The 16,644-nt window shown below is 69.2% G+C and carries 15 protein-coding genes; 3 read left to right on the top strand and 12 right to left on the bottom strand.

The annotated features are described in order from the left end of the window. Positions 1-401: 401 nt before the first annotated feature. Positions 402-1,679 (bottom strand): tyrosine--tRNA ligase, encoded by a 1,278-nt coding sequence (tyrS, locus tag AC1RIF_RS24700; RefSeq protein WP_492604008.1) that lies wholly within the window; start codon positions 1,677-1,679, stop codon positions 402-404. Further along, complete coding sequence (locus AC1RIF_RS24695; protein WP_492604007.1) at positions 1,672-2,331, bottom strand: DNA-3-methyladenine glycosylase; 660 nt, start codon at positions 2,329-2,331, stop codon at positions 1,672-1,674. Before AC1RIF_RS24695 ends, tyrS begins: the two co-directional genes overlap by 8 nt. Before the next feature lie 115 nt (positions 2,332-2,446). On the opposite strand from AC1RIF_RS24695, the gene AC1RIF_RS24690 reads away from it, so the two are divergent. The 3 genes from AC1RIF_RS24690 to AC1RIF_RS24680 are packed head-to-tail and all read left to right on the top strand — an operon-like array spanning position 2,447 to position 4,562. Next, on the top strand, positions 2,447-3,193 hold the full coding sequence (locus AC1RIF_RS24690) for an ABC transporter ATP-binding protein (protein ID WP_492604006.1): 747 nt from the start codon (positions 2,447-2,449) through the stop codon (positions 3,191-3,193). Beyond that, positions 3,190-3,951: an ABC transporter permease gene (locus AC1RIF_RS24685; RefSeq protein WP_492604005.1), complete on the top strand. Its 762-nt coding sequence runs from the start codon at positions 3,190-3,192 to the stop codon at positions 3,949-3,951. Before AC1RIF_RS24690 ends, AC1RIF_RS24685 begins: the two co-directional genes overlap by 4 nt. Further along, complete coding sequence (locus AC1RIF_RS24680; RefSeq protein WP_492604004.1) at positions 3,951-4,562, top strand: TetR/AcrR family transcriptional regulator; 612 nt, start codon at positions 3,951-3,953, stop codon at positions 4,560-4,562. The genes AC1RIF_RS24685 and AC1RIF_RS24680 overlap by 1 nt, the downstream gene beginning before the upstream one ends. Here the strand turns inward: AC1RIF_RS24680 and AC1RIF_RS24675 are convergent. The 10 genes from AC1RIF_RS24675 to argC all read right to left on the bottom strand — a co-directional run bounded on the left by AC1RIF_RS24675 (position 4,559) and on the right by argC (position 16,617). After that, complete coding sequence (locus tag AC1RIF_RS24675) at positions 4,559-4,777, bottom strand: Trm112 family protein (RefSeq protein WP_492604003.1); 219 nt, start codon at positions 4,775-4,777, stop codon at positions 4,559-4,561. The genes AC1RIF_RS24680 and AC1RIF_RS24675 overlap by 4 nt on opposite strands. 63 nt (positions 4,778-4,840) lie before the next feature. Then, positions 4,841-7,831, bottom strand: coding sequence for an acyl-CoA synthetase (locus AC1RIF_RS24670; RefSeq protein ID WP_492604002.1), 2,991 nt, complete (start codon positions 7,829-7,831; stop codon positions 4,841-4,843). 105 nt (positions 7,832-7,936) lie between these two features. Further along, a complete protein-coding gene (gene argH, locus AC1RIF_RS24665) occupies positions 7,937-9,385 on the bottom strand; it encodes an argininosuccinate lyase (RefSeq protein WP_492604001.1) in 1,449 nt (482 codons plus the stop codon). A 2-nt stretch (positions 9,386-9,387) separates the two neighbouring features. Continuing rightward, positions 9,388-10,587, bottom strand: coding sequence for an argininosuccinate synthase (locus AC1RIF_RS24660; RefSeq protein ID WP_492604000.1), 1,200 nt, complete (start codon positions 10,585-10,587; stop codon positions 9,388-9,390). A 49-nt stretch (positions 10,588-10,636) separates the two neighbouring features. Next, a complete protein-coding gene (locus AC1RIF_RS24655) occupies positions 10,637-11,155 on the bottom strand; it encodes an arginine repressor (protein ID WP_492603999.1) in 519 nt (172 codons plus the stop codon). Beyond that, entirely contained in the window at positions 11,152-12,126 is a 975-nt protein-coding gene (gene argF, locus AC1RIF_RS24650) for an ornithine carbamoyltransferase (protein ID WP_492603998.1), read from the bottom strand. Before argF ends, AC1RIF_RS24655 begins: the two co-directional genes overlap by 4 nt. 3 nt (positions 12,127-12,129) lie before the next feature. Continuing rightward, positions 12,130-13,347 (bottom strand): acetylornithine transaminase, encoded by a 1,218-nt coding sequence (locus AC1RIF_RS24645; protein WP_492603997.1) that lies wholly within the window; start codon positions 13,345-13,347, stop codon positions 12,130-12,132. Beyond that, a complete protein-coding gene (argB, locus tag AC1RIF_RS24640; protein WP_492603996.1) occupies positions 13,344-14,297 on the bottom strand; it encodes an acetylglutamate kinase in 954 nt (317 codons plus the stop codon). Before argB ends, AC1RIF_RS24645 begins: the two co-directional genes overlap by 4 nt. Then, the gene (argJ, locus tag AC1RIF_RS24635; RefSeq protein WP_492603995.1) at positions 14,294-15,538 is read right to left on the bottom strand and encodes a bifunctional glutamate N-acetyltransferase/amino-acid acetyltransferase ArgJ; all 1,245 of its coding nucleotides are present in this window, start codon (positions 15,536-15,538) and stop codon (positions 14,294-14,296) included. The genes argB and argJ overlap by 4 nt, the downstream gene beginning before the upstream one ends. Continuing rightward, the gene (gene argC / locus AC1RIF_RS24630; protein WP_492603994.1) at positions 15,535-16,617 is read right to left on the bottom strand and encodes an N-acetyl-gamma-glutamyl-phosphate reductase; all 1,083 of its coding nucleotides are present in this window, start codon (positions 16,615-16,617) and stop codon (positions 15,535-15,537) included. Before argC ends, argJ begins: the two co-directional genes overlap by 4 nt. Between the last annotated feature and the right edge of the window lie 27 nt (positions 16,618-16,644).

The following is a 16,644-nucleotide window of genomic DNA, read 5'->3' as shown; positions in this document are numbered from 1 at the left end:
GTTCTCAAAGAACACGCACACACCATCACCAGAAACCCAAAGGCTCCTCGTTCCGGGGCAACCGTTCCAGCCTAACCGAACCAAGCCTCGGACGCAAATCCTCAACTTCTCCGGCCACCCGAACGCACACCACAACCCTACAGGAAGTGCCACACTCGGATTTTCAGGCGCTCTCCGTACAACCTCGTTTTCCCTCGCTGAGCTGCGAAGCTCGGCGGCGGGTCGGTGTCCGTGTCGCTCTGACCTGCAATAAGTTACGGGGCTTTGCCCCCGAACACCAAATCGCCTGTTCAGAGCCCATGCGTCGCGAGGTCGAGTCGAAAACCCGCAGGTAGACCGAACGGGGCGAGGCGAACCCCGCCCCGTTCGGCAAGAACTTGATCTTCGTGACGCCGGACACGTCAGCCGGCGACTACCTTGATGCCGCCGAAGTTCTTTCGTCCACGTCGGATGACGAGCCACTGGCCGTGCAGTAGATCCTCGGCAGCGGGCACCCAGTCGTCGGCCTCGACGCGCTCGTTGTTCACGTAGGCGCCGCCCTCCTTGACGGCCCGGCGTGCAGCGCCCTTGCTGTCGCACAGACCACTGGCAACCAGGAGATCGACGATGGTGTTCGGCTCGCCTGTCCGAACGTCTGCGATCGAAGCTTCCTTCAGCGCCGACGCCAGCGTCGACTCGTCGAGGTCCGCCAGTTCGGCGCGGCCGAACAGCGCCTTGCTCGCGAGTTCCACCGCGTCGGTATTGGCCTGTCCGTGGACGAGCGTGGTCATCTCGGCCGCGAGGCGGCGCTGCGCCTCACGGGCCTGCGGGCGCTCCGCGGTAGCGAGCTCGAGTTCGGCGAGTTCGTCCTGTGTGAGGAACGTGAACCAGCGCAGGTAACGCATGACATCGGCGTCGCCGGTGTTCACGAAGTACTGGTACCAGGCGTACGGGCTGGTCATCTCGGGATCGAGCCACAGGCTGCCGCCACCCGTGGACTTGCCGAACTTCTTCCCGTCGGCCGACGTCACCAGCGGGACCGTCATCGCATGGACCGAGGCAGCGTCGAGCTTCCGGTTGAGGTCGACGCCGGCGATGATGTTGCCCCACTGATCGGACCCACCGACCTGCAGCACGCAGCCGTAGTTGCGGCGCAGGTGCACGAAATCGTTCGCCTGCAGCAACATGTAGCTGAACTCGGTGTACGACATTCCGTCGGACTCGAGGCGCCGCTTGACGGTGTCCCGGGCGAGCATGACGTTCACGGAGAAATGCTTGCCGATGTCGCGCAGGAAGTCGATCGCCGTCAGCTTGGACGTCCAGTTGGCGTTGTTCTCGATGACCGCGCCGGTCGGTGAGTCGTCGAAGTCGACGAAACGCTCGAGCTGCGAACGAATGCGGTCGGCCCACTCGGCGACCGTGTCGGCCGAGTTCATGGTGCGCTCGCCGACATCGCGGGGGTCGCCGATCATGCCGGTGGCCCCGCCGGCCAACACGATCGGCCGGTGGCCGGCGCGCTGGAAGCGCTTGAGGGCGAGCAACGGGACCAGGTGGCCTGCGTGCAGGCTCGGCCCGGTCGGGTCGAAACCGGCATACAACGTGACTGGACCGGCCTCGGTCTCACGACGCAGTGCGTCCAGATCGGTCGACTGGGCGATGAGGCCCCGCCAGGTCAGTTCGTCAAGGATGTTCTCAGTCACGCACCCGATCATCCCACCGCGCGGTGATCGCGGGTGCGCGCGGGCTACGGCGGTACACGGAGACAGCCGCCGAGTCCGGTATCCACAGGCGCCACGGCCGATCCGCGGCGACGGCGATCCCGACCCGTGGGCCGCCGCGATACGCCTGCTGCTCTCCCGGTTGGAGGCGCGTGTCTTCGAGGCACGTGTCCGGGTGACTCCCGAACAGGTCGGCCCCGTTGTCGTCGAGGGTCAGCCCGAGTGCCGAACCCAGGTTGCCCGGTCCGCGGGCGGCGTCGGCGTGACGCCGGATTCCCGGGCGCCGCGAAGCGACCAGTTCGTGGCCGTCGACGATCTCGGCGGCGCGCAGCAGGATGCCACCGGCGATGCCCTCCGGTCCGTACGAGACATTGGCGCAGTAGTGCATGCCGTAGCTGCGGTACACGTACAGGTGGCCCGCCTCACCGAACATCACCGCGTTCCGCGCCGACGGTCCGCGATACGAGTGCGATGCGGGATCCGGCCATGGGCCGGCCGGGTCGCCCCCGTACGCCTCGACCTCGACGATCCGCGCGCGCACCGCACCCACCGTGAGCGTTGCGCCGAGAACCGCCCGGGCCGCGTCGAGCGGATGTGCGGCGTCGCGGAGGACGTCGCGTCCGAGACTGGTCACGGTGACGATTGTGCACCGACGTCGCTCCCGGGCGCGCGGAACGTTGACGGGCGTCCTCGCACGGGCAAATAATTCATCGAACGGTGAGTTCATCACTCGATGAATCGAGGTCGACATGACCGGAAGCTCCGCTTCGCCCGTCGCGGCGATAGAGATCCACGGGCTCGATGTCCGACGCGGCGGTGCCCCCGCGCTACGAGACGTGACGCTCGAGATCGCCCGCGGGACCGTGACTGGCCTGCTCGGGCCGTCGGGGTGCGGCAAGACGACGCTGATGCGGTGCATCGTCGGCACCCAGATCGTCGAGTCCGGCACCGTCACGGTGCTCGGTCGGCCGGCGGGCTCGGCGGATCTGCGTCGTCGGGTCGGCTATGTGACCCAGGCACCGAGCGTCTACCTGGACCTGACGATCCGCGACAACGTGCGGTACTTCGCGTCGTTGTACGGCCGCGGCAACGACGCGGTCGCGGACACCATCGAGGCCGTCGGACTGACCAGCCACACCAACCACCAGGCCGGCGATCTGTCCGGCGGTCAGCTCGGCCGGGTCTCGCTGGCGTGCGCGCTGGTCGCCCGGCCGGAAGTCCTGGTGCTCGACGAACCCACCGTGGGACTCGACCCCGTCCTGCGCGCCGAACTGTGGGAACACTTCGCCTCGCTGGCCGGGGCGGGGACGACCCTGCTGGTGTCGAGCCACGTCATGGACGAGGCCGACCACTGCGAAAACCTCCTGCTGCTGCGGGACGGTCGGCTGCTCGCGCACGTGCCACCGGACGAACTGCGGCGCCGCACCGGCAAGGCGAACCTCGAGGAAGCGTTCCTCTCGCTCATCCGGGCGCAGCAGGTGGGAGTCCAGCCATGATCATCGCCCCGCGCATCTACGCCGCGAGTACGACGCGCATCCTGCGTCAACTCCGCGTCGACCACCGGACTGTCGCGATGATCTTGGTGGTGCCGTCGCTGCTGATGGTGCTTCTCTACTTCCTGTATCAGAACGTCCCGACCCCGCCCGGCCAGACACCGCTGTTCGACCGGATCGCGATCACGATGCTCGGCATCATCCCGTTCGTCGTGATGTTCCTGGTGACCTCGATCGCGATGCAGCGCGAGCGCAGTTCCGGCACCCTCGAACGCCTGCTGACCACTCCCCTGTCGAAGCTCGACCTGCTGGCCGGCTACGGCACCGCGTTCTCACTCGCCGCCGCGGCGCAGGCCGGTCTCGCCTGTGCGGTCGCCTTCGGATTCCTGAGCCTGACCACCGAGGGCAGCGTGATCTGGGTCCTGCTCATCGCGGTGGTCAACGCGGTGCTCGGCGTCGCGCTGGGTCTGCTGTGCAGTGCATTCGCGCGCACCGAGTTCCAGGCCGTGCAGTTCATGCCGGTCATCGTGATCCCGCAACTCCTGCTGTGTGGGCTGCTGGTCCCGCGCGGGCAACTGCCGCAGTGGCTGGAGTGGATCAGCAACGTGCTCCCGCTGAGCTACGCGGTCGAGGCCCTGCAGCAGGTAGCCACCAATCCCGGTACGACAGCGTTGATGTGGCGTGATCTCGGGATCGTGGTGGGGTTCGTGGTGGTGGCACTGAGTCTCGGTGCCGCGACACTGCGTCGACGGACACCGTGATGGCGGAGCCGTCCTCGCCCGCCCGTTCCGGTCGGCGCCCCGGACGCTCGGGCACCCGCGACCGGATCCTGCAGGTCGCTCGGAACCAGTTCGCGAGCAAAGGGTTCGACCACACGACCATCCGGTCGATCGCGTCGGAATCGGGGGTCGACTCGGCACTCGTCCACCACTACTTCGGGACGAAGCAACGCCTACTCGTCGATGCTATCGAGCTGCCAATCGACCCCGCGACCATCCTGAGAGCGCTCGAGGCGGCCCCGGTCGAGACTCTGGGCGAGACTCTCGCGCGAAAGGTGATCGGGGTCTGGGACTCCGCCCACCAACCGGCCGTAGTGGCCGCGGTACGGTCGGCGCTGACGGGCGGCGAGGAGAATCTCGTCCGCAGCTTCCTCCTCCAGGTGGCGCTGAAAGACATCGCCACACGAGTGGACTCCCCGGCCGGAACCGGAGATCTGCGCGTCGCGCTCGTCGCCTCACAGATGACGGGAATGTTCGTCTCCCGCCACCTGCTGGGGATCGATGCCCTGCGGAACCTGTCCACGGAACACACCGTCCGGCTCATCGCGCCGACGCTGCAGCGCTACCTCACCGGGCCACTGGAACCGGCCTAGTCGGCGCCGGAGGCGATGCCGCGGGCGACGAAGTCGTCGTGCTCGGTGTCGGTGACGTCGCGGGCTTCGTCGATCAGCAGCACGGGGATCCCGTTCTCGATCGGGTAGGCCCGGCGCAACCGCGGGTTGTAGAGCAACTCGTCACCGACCAACAGCAACGGCCCCTTGTCCTGCGGGCACGCCAGAATGCTGAGCAGGGTGGGATCAATAACCACTTCAGTCCTCTCGGGCCGTCCGGGATCTCGGCCGGTCCAGGCTACAAGTCGGCGACGGAGTCCTCACGCGGGCACCCCACCCGGCTTCGCCGCGGTGTCGGTGAAGCCGGCCGCGGCCGCCTTCGTGAGCCGCTTGTACCGGCCGGTGTCCACATCGAGGTACCACGCGCGCACGCCAGGCTTCGGCACGCCCGCTGCCTGCAGCTCCGACGCCCGCGGGCGGTACGAGGCGCCGAGCGGGATGCTGTCGACGACGTGCACGATGTCGGGGCACTGCTCGATCGGCAACGGTCCGAGCGCGGCTCCGATCTCGGCCGCACTGGGAACGCGATCCTCGTGGACGGTGATTGCCGCGACCGCCACCTGAGACTCACCCGCGGGCACCGGGTAGGCGACCGCGAGTTCGACGTGCGGCAGCTCCCCGAGCGCGTCGACGATCGGCTGGGTGAACACCGGACCACGTGCGGCCGCGACCACGGTGCGCTTGTGGTCGACCAGCCAGTAGTCGCCGTCCGCATCCCGTCGGAAGAGGTTCTCGGTGGGCACCCAGGCGTCGCCGGCGGCGAAGACACCCCGCATAACACCGGGAACCGCCTCGGCGCGGGCGCCCGGGCGTCCCAGGAGCAGACCCACCTCGTCGTCGTCGCACTCCCGGACGAATCCCTGCGCGTCCTCGAGGAGACGCCCCTCGATCGGGTCGTACGCTCCCAGACGAACCTCGGCGCTGCCGGGTAGAGGACGGCCCTTGGAACCGACCTTCGCGCCCGAGACGTTCACCAGCACCACGTCGCCCTCGGTGGACGCGTAGAACTCGAGCACCCGTGCCGGGGCGAACCGCTCGGTGGTTCGGCGCCACAGCCCGGGCGGCATTCCCGAACCGATGAACAGTCGTACCGGATGTCCGTGCTCGAGCGGCAGCAACTTGGCGTCGAGGATCTCGCGCAGCATCGTCCACGTGTAGCTGACCACGGTGACGCCGTAGCGGTGGATCTCCTCCGCGAAGCGTTCCGGATCCAGCCCACGCGACAGCGCGATCCGCGAACCGCCCGCGACCGCCCCGCCGAGGGTGGCCATCAGTCCCGACGAATGATGCAGCGGCGCAAGACAGTACACCGTGTCGCCGCGGCTGAGCGACGCCGCGGAGGCCGTACCGAACGCCGAGAGCGCCCAGCGGTAGTTGGTGATGAACTTGGCCTCGAGGCTGCCACGCGACCCACTGAAGATCACGAACGCCAGTTCCCGAGCGAGCCCGGGATCCGGGCGATACCAGCCGGGCAGCGTCACCGCATCCGGATCGACCTGCTCCAGGTCCACCACATCCGGACCCAGTTCGACGTCGAGACCGCGGAACTCACCGCCGCCGAGCACCAGAACCTTCCTGCCGGTCGCCACCGCGTCCTCGAGGTGGTCGGGGTCGGCGAGGATACGGTCGACCCCGCCGAGCCGCACCGCCTCGCCGAGATCCCCACCCGGCGGCAGCAGCACCGCGACTGCACCCAGTCGCGACAGGGCCGCGATCGCGACGAGCGCACTGGGCCGCGTCTCCATGAGGACACCGACGTGGTTGGCCGGCCGGACACCGACGTGGATGAGGCCTCGGACCACGTTGTCGATGCGCGTGTTGACCGCGGCGTTGGTGTGCACCCGGTCGTCGAACAGGAAGAACTCCCCGTTCGCCGCCTTGCGTCCCTGCTCGGCGAGCAACAGCCCCAGGGAGATCCGCGAGTGCGGCTGCAACTGCCCGAGCCGAGCCAGCCTCGGCAACGCGCGCGCCGCCTCGACCGACAGTTCTCGGGTCCCGCGCACGGTGTCGGTGGCCAGATCCGCGATCCCCTTGCCGACGCCCACGCCGACCTCGGCGATGGACGCGACAGTGTGCGCGAGCCGGTTGGCGATGCTCACGCCGCTGTCGGTGCCGGACGGCTCGTCGTGGATCATCACGTCGACGGTCTCCGGGCGCGGCCCGGTACCCTCACGCCATCGAACCCACTGGCCGGTCGTCGGCCACGTCCGGGAGGCGGCGGAGGAGCCGACGACAAGGCCGAAGTGCCCTGCGCGCAGGGTTGATTCGAACACCTCGGCGCGGGGCGCGGCCCGCTTGATCCCACGGACGGCGAGCGGCTGGCCGATGTCGTCGACCTCACCGACGAATGCGAGGATCGGGCACGAGATCTCGGCGAGGCTCACCGGGGTGCCCTTGATGACGAACCCACCGGTCATCATCCGGTTGTGGACGATGAACTGCTTGAGCAGTTCGGCGACCGCGGGTCCGGACCAGGCCACCCAGCCGTCCTGCGCCAGGAAGCGGCGCTGCTGCTCGCGCGGCAGCAGGGCTTCGCGGTCATGCAACTGCCTCAGGAAGTCGAGCCGGGATTTGGCGGTCTTGACCGGGTCGAGCAACTGGAAGCCGGTGCGCGCCATCCACCCGGCGATGGACAGACGATTGAACACATGGTCGGCGAGGACGTCGGCGGCCTTGGTCGCGATGCCCTCGGGGATGTTGAACGGCAGCGCCGCCAGCGTATCGACGGGCGCGCCGAAGGTGATCAGCGAGGCGATGTTGCGGCAGCGCCGGAACGCCGCGGCCTGGTAGCAGAACATGCCGCCCTGCGAGTAGCCCGACAGGTGGACGTCACGACCGGTGTGCTCGTGGACTCGGTCGATGATCTCGCTGATCGCGACGATGTGATCCGCGAGTGTGCGGTCCCAGCCGCCCTCCTCGGAGTCCGGGGAACCGAAGTCGACGACCCACGGATCGACACCCATCTCGTGGAGGATCCCGACGGCACCCTGATCGCGGGTTACGTCGTACACGTCCGCCGACATCATCATCGGCGGTACGAGCACGATCGGCGGCCCGGCGTTCTCCGGCGGGGTGTCCGGGAAGTATCGGCGCAGTCGATACATCGGGGCGCGCTCGACGATCTGGAACGGTGACGGCGTGGCACCGGTTTCCAGACCGCCGAGGCGAACCACCTCGAGGCCGTTCTGCGCCGTGGCGACCGCTCGCCGCAGCGAACCCACCACGTAGTCGGAGCTCAGACTCACCAGCACTCCCCCAGCAACCCATCGTGACTTGCATCACATCATGTTCGATGAGCCTTCCACATTACTGCGTATGTGGGACTGCGGTTACACCGAGTCGATCTCCGGTCCCGGCTAGGCCCGGGTCCACTCCCGCAACGCCTCCGCCGAACGGCGGACGCCGCCCAGCTGCTCGGCGACCCGCACCCCGGCCGTGCCGCCGCGCGCGTTGCGCGACGCGATCGATCCGTGGACGGTGAGCACGTCGCGCACCGCCGGCGTGAGCGCCGGATCCACACCCGCGAGCTCGTCGTCGGTGAGTTCGTCGAGCCCCACTCCGCGCGCCTCCGCGACCCGGACACAGGCGCCCGCGGCCTCGTGGGCAACACGGAACGGAACGCCCTGACGCACCATCCATTCCGCGATGTCGGTGGCGAGCGTGAACCCGGCCGGGGCCAGCTCCGCCATCCGATCGGTGTGGAACTCGAGGGTGGCGACCAGACCGGTGATCGCGGGCAGCAGCAGCTCGAGCTGTGCGACCGAATCGAAGACCGGCTCCTTGTCCTCCTGCAGATCGCGGTTGTACGCGAGCGGCTGCGCCTTGAGCGTGGCCAGCAGGCCGGTGACATTGCCGATGAGCCGTCCGGCCTTACCGCGAGTCAGCTCGGAAACGTCCGGGTTCTTCTTCTGCGGCATGATCGACGAGCCTGTCGACCATGCGTCGGCCAGCGTGAGGTAGCCGAATTCCGGTGTGCTCCAGATGATGACCTCTTCGGCCATCCGCGACAGATCCACCGCGATCATCGCGAACACGAACGCAGCCTCGGCCGCGAAGTCCCGCGACGACGTCGCGTCGATCGAGTTCTCGGCGGCCGAATCGAACTTCAACTCGGCGGCGATCGCGTCGGGGTCCAGGCCCAGTGACGATCCGGCCAGGGCGCCGGAACCGTACGGGGACACCGCGGCCCGCTTGTCGAAGTCCTGCAGACGCTGGACGTCGCGCAGCAGCGGATGTGTGTGGGCGAGCAGGTGGTGCGCCAACAGCACGGGCTGCGCCGCCTGCAGGTGCGTCTTGCCCGGCATCACCGCGTCGGGGTGCGCCGCGGCCTGCGTCGCGAGAGCGTCGACGACGTCGAGCACGCCGTCGGCGACCCGCCGTGCCGCGTCCCGCAACCACATCCGGAACAGGGTGGCCACCTGGTCGTTACGCGAGCGGCCGGCACGCAGCCGTCCGCCGACTTCGGGACCGACCCGTTCGATCAGACCGCGCTCGAGGGCGCCGTGGACATCCTCGTCGGACTCCGCCGGCCCGAACGCACCGGAGGCGACATCCTCGGCGAGCCGGGTGAGGCCGTCGAGCATGGTCGCCAGGTCGGCCTCACTGAGGAGGCCGGCCTTGTGCAGAACCTTGGCGTGCGCCTGCGATGCCCGCACGTCGTACGGGGCCAGGACCCAATCGAAGTGCGTCGACTTGCTCAGGGCCGCCATGGCGGCGGCCGGTCCGGACTCGAACCGGCCGCCCCACAGGGCGCCCTCGTTGGTGCCCTGGTGCGGAGCACCCCCGACGTTGCTCTGATCAGACACGACTAGAGGCCCAGATCGCGCTTCGCCGCGACCTTGGACGACAGGCCGTGGATGTTGACGAAGCCCTTCGCGTACGACTGGTCGAACGAGTCACCCTCGTCGTAGGTCGCGAGGTTGAAGTCGTACAGCGACTCGGGGCTGCGGCGACCATTGACCGTGATCGCACCGCCGTGCAGGAACAGGCGGATGTCGCCCGTGACCCGCTCCTGGGTCTTCGCGACGAACGAGTCGAGCGCGTCCTTGAGCGGCGAGAACCACAGGCCGTCGTAGACCAGCTCGCTCCAGCGCTGCTCCATCTGACGCTTGTAGCGGCCCAGCTCGCGCTCGAGGGTGAGGTGCTCGAGCTCCTGGTGCGCGGTGATGAGAACCATCGCGCCCGGCGCCTCGTAGATCTCACGGCTCTTGATGCCGACGAGGCGGTCCTCGACGACGTCGAGGCGGCCGACGCCCTGTGCGCCCGCGCGCTTGTTGAGCTCCTGGATGGCCTCGAGGACCGTGACGGGCTTGCCGTCGATCGCAACCGGCTTGCCGGCCTCGAAGCTGATGATCAGCTCGTCGGGGGCGTTCCAGTTGAGGGTCGGGTCCTGCGTGTAGTCGTAGACGTCCTTGGTGGGAGCGTTCCACAGGTCCTCGAGGAACCCGGTCTCGACGGCGCGGCCCCACACGTTCTGGTCGATTGAGAACGGCGAGCGCTTCGAGACGTTGATCGGGATGTTGTTCTCCTCGGCGAAGGCGATCGCCTTCTCGCGGGTCCACGCGTAGTCGCGGACCGGCGCGATGACCTCGAGGTCGGGTGCGAGGGCGCCGAAGCCGACCTCGAAGCGGACCTGGTCGTTGCCCTTGCCGGTGCAGCCGTGCGAGACGACGGTGCCGCCGTGCGCACGCGCGGCCTCGACGATGTGCTTGACGATCAGCGGACGGCTGATGGCCGAGACCAGCGGGTAGCGGTCCATGTACAGCGCGTTGGCCTGGATGGTCGGCAGGCAGTACTCGTTCGCGAACTCGTCACGCGCATCCACCACGACCGACTCGACGGCGCCGCAGTCGAGGGCACGCTGACGCACGACCTCCATGTCCTCGCCGCCCTGGCCGAGATCGATGGCGACGGCGACGACCTCTTTGCCGGTCTCCTTGCCGATCCAGCTGATGGCCACCGAGGTGTCCAGCCCGCCGGAGTAGGCGAGTACGACGCGTTCAGCCATGGTGTGTGTGCTCCTTAGAAATCGAAGTGTTCGAGAAAGAGTCTAGTGGTCAGGCCAGGCGCTCTATCGCCGCGGCAAGCTCTGCTCCGGTGAGCGGCTCGCGCGCCACGACGAGGATGGTGTCGTCGCCCGCGATGGTGCCGACAACGTCGGGCAGAGACGCCCGATCGAGCGCACTGGCCAGGTAGTGCGCGGCCCCCGGCGGGGTACGCAGCACGGCGAGGTTCCCGCTGGCATCGGTCGAGACCAGCAGTTCCCCCAGCAGTCGGGACAACCGGTCGGTGCCCCCGGAGACACCCCGCACGGGCGAGCCGTCCTCCGGCACGACGTACACCCCGGCGCCGCCGTCGGCGGCGCGCAGCTTCACCGCGCCGAGTTCCTCGAGGTCACGCGACAGGGTCGCGTTGGAGACCTCGATCCCCTCCGCGCCCAGCAGCGCCGCGAGTTCGGCCTGGCTGCGGATGTGCCGCTCTGCGACCAGAGCGGTGATCCGCGCCTGCCGGCCGGCGCGCGTGTGCGCGACGGCGGCGGCAGGCTGAGCCGAGTGCGGCCCCGGGGCGGTGGTCACGGCCGTGCCCCGGACCTGTGTTCGAGCAGCCAGACGAGCAGCGCCTTCTGCGCGTGCAGCCGGTTCTCCGCCTCGTCCCACGCCGCGGACTGGGGTCCGTCGAGCACCTCGTCGGTGATCTCCTCGCCGCGGTGCGCGGGCAGGCAGTGCAGCACGACGGCGTCCGGTGCCGCCTTCGCGAGCAGGTCGGCGTTGATCTGGAACGGCCGGAACGGTCCGACGCGGTCGAGACCGTCCTCCTCCTGCCCCATCGACGTCCAGGTGTCCGTCACCAGCACGTCGGCGCCGGCCACCGCGGCCTGCGGATCGTCGGTGAGCGTGACCATCGCGCCGGTCTGCTCAGCCCGCGCGCGGGCGGCGTCGACCACCACCGGGTCGGGTGCGAACCCGAGCGGCGCCGCGATCGTCACGTGCATGCCGGCGGTGACGCCGCCGAGCAGCAGCGAGTGCGCCATGTTGTTGGCGCCGTCGCCGAGGTACGTCAGCCGCAGGCCCGCCAGCTCACCCTTGCGTTCGGCGATGGTCTGCAGGTCCGCGAGCACCTGGCACGGATGGAACTGATCCGACAGCGCGTTGACGATCGGAACCGTCGCACCCTCGGCCATCTGCTCGAGCCGCTCCTGACCGAACGTGCGCCAGACGACGGCGTCGACGAACCGGGACAGCACGCGTCCGGTGTCCTGCAGCGTCTCGTCACGGCCGAGCTGGGTCTTGCTGCCGTCGACGACGACGGCGTGCCCGCCGAGCTGCGCGATGCCCATCTCGAACGAGAAACGGGTGCGGGTCGAGTTCTTGTCGAAGATGACGCCGACGCCGCGCGGGCCCTCGAGCGGCCGTTGCGAGAACGGATTCGCCTTGAGCTCACGGGCGAGCGACAGCACCTCGGCCTGCTCGGCCGGGGTCAGGTCGTCGTCCCTCAAGAAGTGCCGCACGGTAGCTCCGCGGGCTTCACTCTGATGTCGAATCGTCATGTACTACTTGCCTCCTGCCGGTTCCACCGCAGCCGCATCGAGAATTCCCGGCAGCGCCGCGACGAATCCTTCCGCCTGCTCCTCGGTGAGGATCAACGGGGGTGCCAACCGGATCACGCCCGGCTGCGCCGCGTTCACGAGATACCCGGCGTCGCGGGCCGCGGTCTCGACGGCGGGGGCCACGTCCTCGGTGAGCACGACGCCCAGCAGCAGCCCGGATCCGCGCACGTGGTCGACGAGCGGGTGTCCCAGTCCCTCGATGCCGGTGGAGAGCACCTTGCCGATGTTGTCGGCGTGTGACAGCAGGTCCTCGGACGCGATCGTCCGCAGCACGGCGAGCGCGGCCGACGCGCACACCGGGTTGCCGCCGAACGTGGTGCCGTGCTTGCCCGGACCGAAGAGCTCGGCCGCCGCGCCGGTCGCGATGCACGCGCCGATCGGCATGCCGCCCCCGAGGCCCTTCGCGAGCGTCATCACGTCGGGCACGATGCCCGCGGCCTGGTGCGCGTAGAACCAGCCGGTCCGGCCGATGCCGGTCTGGACCTCGTCGAGGATCAGCAGTGCGCCACGGTCGGCCGTGATCTTCCGCGCGCCGGCGAGGTAGCCCTCCGGCGGAACCACGACGCCGCCCTCACCCATGATCGGCTCGAGGAACACCGCCGCGGTGTCCTCGTCGACCGCCCGGTCGAGCGCCTCGAGATCGCCGTAGGGCACGTGCTCGACGCCGGGGGGCATCGGCTCGAACGGCGCCCGCTTGTCGGGCTGCCCGGTGAGAGCGAGCGCGCCCATCGTCCGGCCGTGGAACGCCTTCTCGGCGGCGATGATCTTGCGCCGTCCGGTGGCCCGGGCCAGCTTGAAGGCGGCCTCGTTGGCCTCGGTTCCCGAGTTGCACAGGAACACCCGGCCCGTGACGGTGCCGGCGACCTCGCCCGCACCCAGGTGCTCGAGCAGGTGCTCGGCCAGCGCGACGGCCGGCTCGCTGGCGTACAAGTTCGACACGTGCCCGAGCGTGGACAGCTGGGTCGTGACGGCCTCGACGATCGCCGGATGCGCGTGCCCGAGGATGTTGACGGCGATGCCGGCGAGCAGATCCAGGTACTGCTTTCCGTCGGCGTCGGTGACGACGGCGCCCTCACCGCGGACCAATGCCACCCGCGGCACGCCGTAGGTGTTCATCAGCGCGCCGGACCAGCGCTGCTGGAGATCCGTGGTGGCAGTCATTTCCGTCCTTCCGGGGCAACAGGGTTGAGTGTGGGAGCGGGGGTCACCATGGTGCCGATGCCCTCGCCGGTGAAGAGTTCGAGCAGGACCGAGTGCGCGACGCGGCCGTCGATGACGTGCGCGGTGGGCACGCCACCCTCGACGGCGCGCAGGCAGGCCTCCATCTTGGGCACCATGCCCGAGTCGAGGCTCGGCAGCAGCTGACGCAGTGCGGCCGTGTCGATCTCGGACGCGAGCGAGCCGCGGTCGGGCCAGTCGGTGTAGAGCCCCTCGACGTCGGTGAGGACGACGAGCTTCTCGGCACCGATCGCCTCCGCGATGGCCGCGGCCGCGGTGTCGGCGTTGATGTTGTGGACCACGCCGTCCTCGTCGGGCGCGATCGTGGACACGACCGGGATGCGTCCGGCGGCGATGAGGTCTAGCACCGCGTCGGGATTGACGGTGGTGACGTCGCCGACGAGCCCGATATCGGTGGCCTCGCCGTCCACCTGGACGGTGCGGCGGGTCGCGGTCAGCAGCCGCGCGTCCTCACCCGAGATGCCGACGGCGAACGGTCCGTGCGCGTTGATCAGGCCGACCAACTCGCGCCCGACCTGACCGAACAGCACCATGCGGACGACGTCCATGACCTCCGGCGTGGTGACGCGGAAGCCCCCACGAAACTCGCCCTCCATGCCGAGGCGCTTGAGCATCGCGTTGATCTGCGGTCCGCCGCCGTGCACGACAACCGGGTGGATCCCGATCGTGCGCAGGAACGCCATGTCCGCGGCGAACGCGCTCTTGAGTTCGTCGTCGATCATGGCGTTGCCGCCGTACTTGATCACGACGACCTTGTCGTGGAAGCGCTGCAGCCACGGCAGCGCCTCGGCGAGCACGAATGCCTTCTGGCTCGATGTCAGGTTCGCGATGCTCGGGTCGGTGGCCACCGTGTCGCCGATGCCGCCGCTCATGACGAGTACGCCGAGTTCTCTTCGACGTAGGCGTGCGACAGGTCGGTGGTGCGGATGGACGCGCTGTGCTCGCCGACACCGAGCTCGATGTCGAGGTCGATGTCCATGCCGGACAGGTCCACCTCGCGGGCGCCGGGAGCGCCGACACCGTCGATGCAGACGGGATTGCCGTTGAACGACACCGCGATCCGGTCCGGGTCGAGCGTGATGGGGGCGATGCCGACCGCGGCCAGCACGCGACCCCAGTTGGGGTCGGAGCCGAACAGCGCGGTCTTGACCAGGCTGTCGCGGGCGACGGTGCGGGCGGCGACGAGCGCGTCCTGCTCGGACGCGGCACCGCTGACGGTGACCCGCACCCGCTTGGTGACGCCCTCGGCGTCGGCCATCATCTGGTCGGCGAGGCTGTCGCACACCGCGAGCACGGCGGCGTTCAGCTCGTCCTGCGACGGGGCGACCGAGCTGGCACCCGACGACAGCAGCAGCACGGTGTCGTTGGTGGAGGTCGCACCGTCGACGTCGAGCCGGTCGAACGACATCCGCGTCGCGAACCGCAGGGCCTCGTCGAGCTGCTCGGCGGTGGCGACGGCATCGGTGGTGATGACCGACAGCATCGTAGCGAGCGACGGGGCGAGCATGCCCGCGCCCTTGGCCATGCCGCCGACGTTCCACTTGTCGGTGTGGTGCAGCGCCGCCTGCTTCGGGACCGTGTCGGTGGTCATGATGGCGTGCGCGGCGTCGGTGCCACCGGAGATGCCACCGGCCAGTTCGTGCACGATCTCGGTCACGCCGGACAGGACCTTGTCCATCGGCAACCGGTCACCGATCAGCCCGGTGGAGCACACCGCGACCTCGATCGCGCCGGTATCGGTGCCCCAGTCGCTGAGTGACGCGGCCACATGCTCGGCGGTCTGATGGGCGTCCTGGAAGCCGGGCGCCCCGGTGCACGCGTTGGCGCCGCCGGAATTGAGGACCACGGCCCGCAGCCGGCCGGTGGTGAGGACCTGCTGCGACCACAGCACGGGTGCGGCCTTGACCTTGTTGGCCGTGAACACGCCCGCGGCGGCCAGCTCGGGTCCCTCGTTGAAGACCAGCGCCAGGTCGGAGCGACCGCTGACCTTGATTCCGGCCTTGATGCCGGCGGCACGGAATCCTGCGGGCGCGGTGACACCCTGGGTGCGGATCAGCCGGCCACCGGCGATCTCGACCGCGTCGGATCCAGCGAAGTCGGATTCGGTTGTCACGGAGCAACTCCCACAGTCGAGAGACCATCGGTCTCGGGCAGGCCCAGGGCCAGGTTCATGGATTGGACAGCACCGCCGGCGGTGCCCTTGGTGAGGTTGTCGATCGCCGCGATGACCACGAGGACACCGGCCGCGGTATCGACGGTGACCGCGATCTGCACCGCATTGGAGCCGACGACGGCCCCGGTCTGCGGCAGCTGGCCCTCGGGAAGCACGTGCACGAAGGGCTCGTCGCGGTAGGCCTTCTCGTAGACCGCGCGGATCTCGTCGGCGGTGGACGTGGTGGGCGCGGTGCAGGTGGCGAGGATGCCGCGCGGCATCGGCGCGAGGACCGGCGTGAAGGAGACGGTGACGTCCGTGCCGGCCGCCGCCGAGAGATTCTGCGTGATCTCCGGGGTGTGCCGGTGCGCACCGCCGACGCCATACGCCCGGACCGACCCCATCACCTCGGAGCCGAGCAGGTCCGCCTTGGGCGCCTTGCCGGCGCCGGAGGTTCCGCTGACCGCGACAATGGTGACCCGCGGCTCGACGACACCGGCCGCGACGGCCGGGGCGAGCGCGAGCGACGACGCGGTCGGGTAGCAGCCGGGCACCGCGATGCGGGTGGCACCGACGAGCTTCTCCCGGCCGCCGGGCAGCTCGGGCAGCCCGTACGGCCAGCTACCGGCGTGCGGGCTGCCGTAGTACTTCTCCCACGCGTCGGCGTCGGTGAGCCGGAAATCGGCGCCGCAGTCGATGATGACGGTCGACTCGGGCAACTGCTCGGCGATCTCGGCCGAGTTGCCGTGCGGCAGGCCCAGGAAGACGACGTCGTGCCCGGACAGGGTCTCGATGTCGGTCGGCCCCAGGACGCGATCGGCGAGCGGCAGCAGGTGCGGGTGGTGCGACCCGAGGGTCGTGCCCGCGTTGCCGCCCGCGGTCAGCGCACCGATCACGAGCGAACCGTCGCGATAGGCGGGATGACCGAGCAGCAGGCGCAGGATCTCGCCACCCGCGTACCCGCTCGCACCCGCGATCGCGACCTTGATCGGAGACCGGTTACCGGCCTCCGAAGCTCCAGCGTCTCCAGAAGTACCCATACGGATGATTATGCACCATCATGCAAA

Source organism: Prescottella sp. GW823-FHT02E09 (genome assembly GCF_058797375.1).
The sequence above is the reverse complement of the archived record's forward strand: the minus strand, read 5'-3'. Positions and strand labels throughout refer to the sequence as shown.